Raw genomic sequence first — 8,490 nt, 5'->3', positions numbered from 1 at the left:
GGGGGCGGTATAGAGCACTGCTTCCAGTATGTCTTCAGGGCCTGCATCTCGTGGAAGTTCGGAAAGATCAACTTCCATCATTGGTTTGTTTATAGAGCGAACCTTGTCGGCCTTTTCTTTATCTACTTCATGGGTCACGCGGATTTCTATATCCAGCTCACCAAAACTTTCGAGATACCCGACCGCATCAGCGCGATAGTTATCGCGGGCTACCTCCAGGCTGATCTGTGTAAATGAGGCCATTAGTCCTTTTTCATAGATATGTTGGTTATGAAGGTTCCCTGCGTCGTCCCTTTTCTCAGCTTTGAGATATGTGTCGGGTAGCAGGATTTTCTTTTGTTCTGCAATGATCTGTTTGGCCATAAGATGTAATACGGTTTCAAGACAGGAGCGAGTATCTTGCCCTTGTTGGTGGGCAAAATGGTGCTTGCGGACATCACCTTTTCTGGCGATCAGACTGGATCCACACGCCGGGCACTGACAGCCACACTCCAGTCCACTAACGGCTTCTGAAATATGGATAAGGGTTCCTTCTTTCATGCCGTAGCAGAGTTCAACATCTTGGCTCTGACTGTTTCTTTTCATTTCAATATTCATTCTTTCATCACTCATTCAATTATTTTTTATCAAGCCAGCCAGGGCAGCTGGTGAGAGTGATAGTGCTATGGCATAGTCACCAAAAAACACGGAATAACCCCTCAAAACGGGGTTTGTCGGGGAATAAATGGATAAAGATATAACGCTTAAAGACTTGGAGGACGGGGCTTCTGACGTTATTGCTTATATCAATGACTATGAGCAGCAGAAGCAGCTAACATTGGCTCTTATCTTTTTGAAAGCTCTTGCCCAGTTGACCCAAGAACAGGCAACGGATGGAATCCCAATAGAAAAGATTGAATTCTCTGCGGTCGAGATTCGTGATCGCATGGAACAGATTTCAGAAAAGACAATAAGGGGGGAGAGAGATCCGGGTGGCTATATCGGTCGTCGTTTTCAAGGGCTAGATAAGCACCTTAAAGGCAGTTTAGAAATACAAAATATTGTAAAGAAAAACGAGCACCGATTCGTCGCCAGACCCCATAAAAAGGAAGGGGGAGGTAGCGGCAACAAAACCTATTACCGACTTGTTCTCAATAAGGTTGAGTCTGAAGCCGTTAGTGATGAGGAAAAGCATCCTGTGCCAGCAGATGGTTTACGCTATGAAGCGACTCACAGCCTGCCTCCTTGGTGGACAAGATGGATACATGAAAAGAACATACGTAGCTGGAAGCTTGCTCTATTTCTTATGGTTATTCTCTTTCCTGCAGTTGTGGTGATGCTGGTGGGCTTCCTGCCATTGCTGGCCTTTGTACACCCTCCGCTGGCACTGACTGCAGCTTCATGGATTGGTATGCTGATTCTTCCTGCGATTGTTGTTTTCTTACTGGCATGTCCATTCTATCGAGTCATTGATAAACGGGTTGCTATGGCTCCTGACTGGGTTAACTTCTTCCAGTTTCATGAGTTTCTGATGGAGTTTCGCCCAGACAGGGATGAGAGTGGGAAAATCCGGAACCGCCAGATTCATTTTGTGAAATACAAGGGGCAATGCCCTGTTTGCTCTGGGCGAGTGCATATACAAAGAGGGTGGTGGCAATTTCCAGGAAGGTTAGTTGGCCGCTGTTGGGAGAACCCGGCTGAGCATGTGTTCAGCTTTGATCATGTAACGAGGACTGGGAAACCTCTGCGTTAGTTTTTCAGTATCTGCTGACGAAAGTACTGGTATTTTATGGCGTGCATACACAGCCACATTACCTAACCAAATTTTGAATGAAACGCCAGCTTCCATTACCTAGCGTACTTCTGTACACGGCTATGTGAGCATGCAGCAGAACCTCACAATCTATAAGTCAATTGTCGTTAGATGTGGTACCTTATACTTGTTAGAGAAAGGAGCTGGTACTAACGTGTCAATCACATAACTGTTTGAACTTCTCCAAGTATCCGCTTCAAGCTTTTTGCCCACAAATTAAATAACAATCAGTCCCAAGTATAAATACAAGAGGGATATTCAATGACCGAAAACAGCGGTGCAATTTTCATTACCTTCACAATGTATCTTGCCATGATGCTCGGTATAGGCCTTTGGGCTTGGAAGCGTACCAGTAATTCGGAAGACTATTTTCTTGGCGGCCGTTCATTAGGCCCTTGGCCAGCGGCATTAAGTGCCGGTGCCTCAGATATGAGTGGCTGGTTACTGCTTGGCCTACCAGGTTATGCCTTTGCTGCAGGTTTTGAAGCCTTTTGGCTGGCTGGTGGTTTGTTAATTGGTACCTGGCTGAACTGGCTGCTGATGGCTAAGCGACTGCGGGTGTACAGTGAGGTTGCGGGTAACGCCCTGACTCTGCCGGAATTCTTCACTAACCGCTTCCGTGATACTTCCAAGATGCTTCAGGTAGTGTCTGCATTTTTCATCCTGTTGTTCTTCCTGTTCTATACAAGCTCTGGCTTAGTCGCAGGTGGTAAATTGTTTGAGACAGTTTTCGGAGTTGATTACAGTCTTGCCGTTATTCTGGGAACCGTATGCATTGTTTCCTATACCCTGTTTGGTGGCTTCCTTGCTGTATCTTGGACCGATTTGGTGCAAGGCCTGCTTATGGCCGCTGCTTTAATAATCGTACCAGTGATTGCCTTGCAGTCTGGTTCCTCCGACCAGTCCCTGCTGCTGTCTTTGGAAAGCCATAATTCTGAAATGTTGAATATCTGGACCAACTCCGAAGGTGAAGCCCTGACCTGGATTGCCATTGTCTCTCTGGCTGCATGGGGTTTAGGGTATTTTGGCCAGCCGCATATTTTGGCCCGTTTTGCTGGTATTCGCTCTCAGAAGGATGTGCCAATCGCACGCCGTATTGCCGTAGTTTGGAGCGGCTTCTCTATGGCGGGTGCCATTCTTGTTGGTCTGGTGGGTCTTGTCTACCTCAATAGCAATGGCACCGCCCTGGGGGATGATGAAACCATTTTTATGATTCTCGTTAATGCAGTATTCCACCCGGTGGTTGCCGGTATTTTGCTGGCTGCTATTCTGGCCGCCATTATGAGCACGGCAGATTCCCAGCTGTTAGTGTCCTCTTCTGCCCTTGCCGAAGACTTCTATAAAGCAGTTCTGCGCAAAGATGCATCTTCAAAAGAGGTGCTGATGGTTGGCCGCGTGGCCGTTATTGTTATTGCCTTGGTCGCTCTGTTCTTGGCTATGGATCCTGACAGTTCTGTACTGGGGCTGGTGTCATATGCCTGGGCAGGTTTTGGTGCTGCCTTTGGCCCTGCATTACTGATTAGTATGTTCTGGAGCCGTATGAACAGTAACGGTGCGCTGGCAGGTATTATTGTGGGTGGTGTGACTGTTGTGGTTTGGAAACAGATAAGCGGCGGTATTTTTGACCTTTATGAGATTGTTCCTGGTATGGTGTTCGCAACCTTTGCCATTGTTGCTGTCAGTTTGGCCACCACTAAGCCTTCGGAAGAAATTTCTACCGAATTTGATGAGGTTCGAAAAGCTATCGCCTGATCAAATGCAGTCAAGCAGGTAGTGGGGAATAAGGGAGAGTAGAGAAACCAACCACCAGTTTTTCAGCACAAAGCTTGTAAAGCTGGTGGAGGGCAGCTGAGGAGGGGCATGCTGATTGTCTTGTGTCTATTGGGGGACGGTGCACTCTGTGCCGCACATACACTCAGATAATCACGCTCCCCCCACAACAAACCCAACCATAGTGTCAGCTCGGACTAAAAGAATCTGTCTAGCACCTTCCCTGCAGGGAGGAGGTGGGGGTTCGTATCACTGACGAAGTGGACAGATTCTTGAGCCATCACGACATCCTGAAAGAAAACGACTGCTCAGTTACAGAATGCAATTCCCCGTTTCACAGGGCGACATAGTAAAACAGTACCGGTAAATACCGTTACCGGTACTGACATAGCTAATGTCGACATGCCGCCAAATCGCATTGACAGATGCGAGTGGCCTCTCTAGAGTATTCAGCAATACACCCGCCATGCCTCTCGACGAAGCACACTTTGACGGGTTTTTTATATCTGGCAGATCTGACCTCAGATTGCTTTTTTAGATTTCACATGCCGTTGATAGGGAAGTGATGGTGTCAGTAACAGGGATTTTAACCTGTGATTTCATGGCAACTTCCGTTTCACGTGGAAGGAACTAACTTGACCTTCCAGGTTCAAATACATAGACTTGATATCAACATACCCGCCATGCCTATGCAGGTTTTATACTTGTAAGCACAAATTGAGCGGGTTTTTTATTGCTTTTAGTTTTATAACCCCGCTTTTTACTCTAAAATGGAGCCTTTTCAGCGATCCTGGCACCGATGCGCACCTTCGACAAGCCTGCCCTCTCAATACCTAAACAATTGGACGTTCTTATCCAGCGAGGACTCCATGTTGGTGATGCGGACGCTGCCTGCAGATACCTTGAAGTCATCAGCTATTTCCGGCTTTCCGCATATATGCGCCCCTTTCAACGGCCTGAAAGCCCTGATCATAGTTTCAGAAATGACACCCATTTTTCCAGCATCATATCCCTCTACGCCTTTGACAGGGAATTACGTCTGCTGGTTATGGACAGTATTGAAAGGGTTGAAGTTGCTGTCAGAGCTGTTTTAAACAATACCATGTCGATCACCTATGACAGCCCTCATTGGTATTTGCAAAGGGAGCTGTTTAAACAGCGGTATCTAGACCAGGATGACCTAATCGGTTTAATCGCAGACAAAATGCGCAAAGAGAAGCATCATTTTGAGCGTGAGAGAAAAGCAATCGAGACACACCGCTCTCTGTCCGCTTCAAGAAAAAGCTCCCTTATCGAAAAAAGAAAACAGGAGCATTACTTCAGGCACTACGGTTTAACCTATGACACACCAGATCTGCCACCAGGCTGGGCAATGATAGAAGAGCTTTCCCTGGGGCAGCTATCCAGACTTTTTGCAGGTATTGCTAAAGATCGTGATAAAAAGGCTATCTGTAGACCCTTTGTCCTTAACTCAGAACTTATGAGTTCCTGGTTACATACCCTGACTTTTGTGCGCAACATTTGTGCTCATCATGCCAGGCTTTGGAACAGGGAGTTGGCAGTAAAGCCCAAGCTCCCAACTTCAAAACATATCCAGTGGGTTACACCTGATAGAGCACCTCAGAACCAAAGAATTGACTACACACGCCGTCTTTATGTTGTTTTGGTAATACTCAATTATTTCATGAAGCAGATAAGCCCTGAATCTTCTTGGCATTTGCGGCTAAAAAGTTTACTGGGTCGATGCCCTGATAATCATCTGGTATCAATGGGCTTTCCAGACAGCTGGAAGCATGATCCATTCTGGGCCTTTGATGATGATCAATAACTGTCTGTTTTAGTTGCACTCTGACCAACCCTCGCTATCCTAACGGCATCTCTCAAATAGTAGAAATGCTTTACTGGGTAGGTCTGAATTACAAATTTTGTATGATCCATGGTGCGACTTTGTGCCGCCCATACACTGCCATTTTCCTCTTCAGAAGCCTCCTCCAAAACATACATCACTGTATAACCAGCCCCTCTAGCGCAACATTTCGTCGATTATGAGGGAAGTGATCTCTTTCCTGTTTTTCTCTATTTTTACTGCTCAGTCGCTCTTCCTTAGCTCTTTGCTCCAAATACAGGGAAGTTCCGTCAAAATCTTTCCCTTTTTTCTACTTTTATTCCAACCAGTTACAATCAGAATAAACGACAGTTTTTGGCGGTTCGTTTTTTACCCATCATTGAGCTTAGGCGACAACGCAACCTTCTCTATAGGCACGTTGTACAGTTCCTCTCACACACCAGGTTTCTGAGCAGGATTATCAGCGCTTTTTTGATACAACCCAAATTTGGGGTTTGACACCTCGGCTGTTATCCGTGTTAACCATTCGGGCAGAGAGTGTACGAGCACACCGTAAACATGGGGCGGGCGGTAAAGGCCTGCTCCTTTTATGAAAGCACTGTAGTACCATGAACTATTTGGATATTATAATGTCTAAAAAATGATAAATTTAGGATTGTTAGCTATATTTGTATCTATTGGTTTCAGTGCTAGGCAACACTTATGGCTCTATTTTCATTGGTGACAGCTCCAGATGTGCAGCAGCAGTTGGCTGATACTGTCCGTGCCCAGAGAAAAGCAAAAAAGCTATCTCGAAAAGCTCTGGCTGGGTTAAGTACAGTCCCGGAAGCTACGATCAAGAAATTTGAGACTACTGGGCAGATCTCTCTCAGGCAGTTTCTTTTGCTTTGGCAGTCTGTCGCAGGTCTTACTGCCTTATCAGAATTGATCAAAGAGACGGGGAATCCATCAAAACATACTCGTCCACGTACGATTGATGATGTTTTGAGGAGCTGAACATGAATACAACAATGGTTCGGCACCTGCACGTATGGCGACGTCTGTCAGATGGGAGTGATGTCCTTGTCGGAGAGCTGGCGCAAAACAGGCAGGGAACGTTTTTTCAGTATGAGGCTGAGTACCTGAAACAGTATCAGAGTCTGTCACCGTTCAACCTTCCCTTTGATAACAGCCTTGCCCAGGCACCAGGAACCCCGCATGCTGGCCTGCACGGCCTTTTTGCAGACTCGCTCCCTGATGGGTGGGGGATGTTGCTTATGGATCGGGTCTTTCGGAAAAGAGGCGTCTCACAACACACGGTGACTCCCATGGATCGGCTCGCTTATATCGGCCGTCGGGGTACAGGTGCCCTTCACTACACCCCGGCAATGGAAAGTGATAGCGAGTCGACAATGTCTGAAATGACGACATTGGGAGAGCAGGCTGCGCTGTTATTTGATGGTCAAACCGATGAAGTTCTGCAGGCATTGGCGAATGCTGGTGGCCCCGGTGGGGCGAGACCAAAAGCTCTGATCTATTTTGATCCAGAACGCCCACAGAAGGTCTTTACCGAGGAGCAGGGCGGCAGCAACCAAGCCTGGTTGATCAAGTTTACCTCTTCAAAGCTTGATCTGGGCCATGACGAGGGGCTTTGTGAAGCTGCATGGCTGCGAATGGCTCAGCAGTGTGATATTCATGTGCCTGAACACAAACTTTTCCCTCAAAGCAATGGTCGAAACTGGTTGGCGCTTAAACGTTTTGATTGCGTGGACGGTGCTCCAGACGGTCGGTATCACATGCAGACCCTGTGCGGGTTGCTGGATGCAGATTTTCGCCAGCCATCGATGGACTATGAAGATGTAATCAAGGCCAGTCAGATACTTTGCCAGAGTCCGGCTGTCGGGCGCAGCCAGTTTGTAAGAGCCATGTTCAACCTGTTTGCCGCTAATCAGGATGACCATACCAGGAACTGGTCATTCCTGATGCCGGATACCGGCCAGTGGCAACCATCCCCCATGTATGATGTGACCTTTAGCCCGACTCCCTATGGCGAGCATGCTATGTCCTTTGGTGGGTATGGTTCAAAACCACCACTGAAAGCGATTCAGAAACTGGCATCTTATGCTAACTACAGCAGTTGGAAGGAGGCACAGAAAGACCTCCAGAAAATTTGCGATGTGCTGGCAGGCTGGCCAGTGATAGGGAAAGAGCTGGGAGTGATGCCGGGGATACGCAGGGACATCAGCACCCAACTCAGCAGGATTTATCAAGAGAATCATGGGTTGCTGTACTCCTGAATTCGTGTTCCAGATAACTGAGGTCATACTGTTGAAACTGTTTATTGATTGTGAGTGGAACGGCCATAAAGGTCAGCTTATATCCATGGCATTGGTGCCTGAGGATGGTGATGCATTTTATGAAGTTCTGGAGTGCGCCACCCCCATCGACTGGGTACGAGATAATGTTATACCGGTGTTAGGTAAAGACCCGGTAAGTCAGGAGCAATTTACTGAACGGTTGCAGGATTTTCTTGGCCAGTTTGACGAAGACTCAGTCGAGGTCATCGCTGACTGGCCTGATGATATTAAATACTTTTGTGATGCTTTGGTGGCTCGGGATCGCTGTAATATTGGCCCGGGTTCATTTGCCATGACGGTGGATAGAACATTATTTAATGCAAAATCCAAAGTCCCACACAATGCTTTGGAGGATGCACGTGCAATTCGGCAATACTATCTTTGCCCGGGAGATGACTTAAATAATCTCCTCAATAATCCCCACCAGCACTTCTGAAAACAGCTCCCCTTCGTCAATGAGGAAGCCGATCTCTCCGCCATAGGTGTAGCGGCTTGAAAAAACCTCTGCCCAGGCTCGAAAAAAACTCCCTTTTCGGGCTCACAATAACTGAAAATATCTCCAGCCCCTGGTGCGTATTCTGGCCAACTTGAACAGTGATTCTGGTTTACTTGAACACCCGCCAAGCTCTGTGCATTGCCCAGCGTGATTTCTAGACCAGGTGTTCATTTGCTGCCAGTTTTCCCAACTTCTTTCGCATGGATTCACCCTTGAGGTTCAAGCGGCACAGTGACACCGGCATAGTCCA

The 8,490-nt window shown here is 47.2% G+C and carries 7 protein-coding genes; 6 read left to right on the top strand and 1 reads right to left on the bottom strand.

Annotation, left to right across the window (positions count from 1 at the left end; all coding sequences use genetic code 11):
* Positions 1-597 (bottom strand): competence protein CoiA family protein (locus E1189_RS04650; protein ID WP_230460165.1); only part of this gene is annotated, 597 nt, incomplete at its 3' end.
* A 127-nt stretch (positions 598-724) separates the two neighbouring features.
* Here E1189_RS04650 and E1189_RS04645 point away from each other — a divergent pair.
* The 6 genes from E1189_RS04645 to E1189_RS04620 all read left to right on the top strand — a co-directional run bounded on the left by E1189_RS04645 (position 725) and on the right by E1189_RS04620 (position 8,180).
* Positions 725-1,732 (top strand): hypothetical protein, encoded by a 1,008-nt coding sequence (locus tag E1189_RS04645; protein WP_155158890.1) that lies wholly within the window; start codon positions 725-727, stop codon positions 1,730-1,732.
* Positions 1,733-2,053: 321 nt separating this feature from the next.
* Positions 2,054-3,544, top strand: coding sequence for a sodium/proline symporter PutP (putP, locus tag E1189_RS04640; protein WP_155158889.1), 1,491 nt, complete (start codon positions 2,054-2,056; stop codon positions 3,542-3,544).
* Positions 3,545-4,361: 817 nt separating this feature from the next.
* Complete coding sequence (locus tag E1189_RS04635; RefSeq protein WP_155158888.1) at positions 4,362-5,390, top strand: Abi family protein; 1,029 nt, start codon at positions 4,362-4,364, stop codon at positions 5,388-5,390.
* 720 nt (positions 5,391-6,110) lie between these two features.
* The gene (locus E1189_RS04630) at positions 6,111-6,404 is read left to right on the top strand and encodes a helix-turn-helix domain-containing protein (protein ID WP_155158887.1); all 294 of its coding nucleotides are present in this window, start codon (positions 6,111-6,113) and stop codon (positions 6,402-6,404) included.
* Between the two features lie 2 nt (positions 6,405-6,406).
* Complete coding sequence (locus E1189_RS04625; protein ID WP_155158886.1) at positions 6,407-7,684, top strand: type II toxin-antitoxin system HipA family toxin; 1,278 nt, start codon at positions 6,407-6,409, stop codon at positions 7,682-7,684.
* Between the two features lie 31 nt (positions 7,685-7,715).
* The gene (locus E1189_RS04620; protein ID WP_155158885.1) at positions 7,716-8,180 is read left to right on the top strand and encodes a 3'-5' exonuclease family protein; all 465 of its coding nucleotides are present in this window, start codon (positions 7,716-7,718) and stop codon (positions 8,178-8,180) included.
* The last annotated feature ends 310 nt before the right edge of the window (positions 8,181-8,490 follow it).

Origin of the sequence: Parendozoicomonas verongulae, assembly GCF_009711465.1 — a bacterium.
GTDB classification, from domain to species: domain Bacteria; phylum Pseudomonadota; class Gammaproteobacteria; order Pseudomonadales; family Endozoicomonadaceae; genus Sansalvadorimonas; species Sansalvadorimonas verongulae.
This window is presented reverse-complemented; position numbering and strand designations above follow the sequence as displayed.

Excerpts from the sequence above, each read along its gene's own strand:
- E1189_RS04645 (WP_155158890.1), top strand. The coding sequence starts at position 725 with ATGGATAAAGATATAACGCTTAAAGACTTGGAGGACGGGGCTTCTGAC.
- putP (WP_155158889.1), top strand. The coding sequence starts at position 2,054 with ATGACCGAAAACAGCGGTGCAATTTTCATTACCTTCACAATGTATCTT.
- E1189_RS04635 (WP_155158888.1), top strand. The coding sequence starts at position 4,362 with ATGCGCACCTTCGACAAGCCTGCCCTCTCAATACCTAAACAATTGGAC.
- E1189_RS04630 (WP_155158887.1), top strand. The coding sequence starts at position 6,111 with ATGGCTCTATTTTCATTGGTGACAGCTCCAGATGTGCAGCAGCAGTTG.
- E1189_RS04625 (WP_155158886.1), top strand. The coding sequence starts at position 6,407 with ATGAATACAACAATGGTTCGGCACCTGCACGTATGGCGACGTCTGTCA.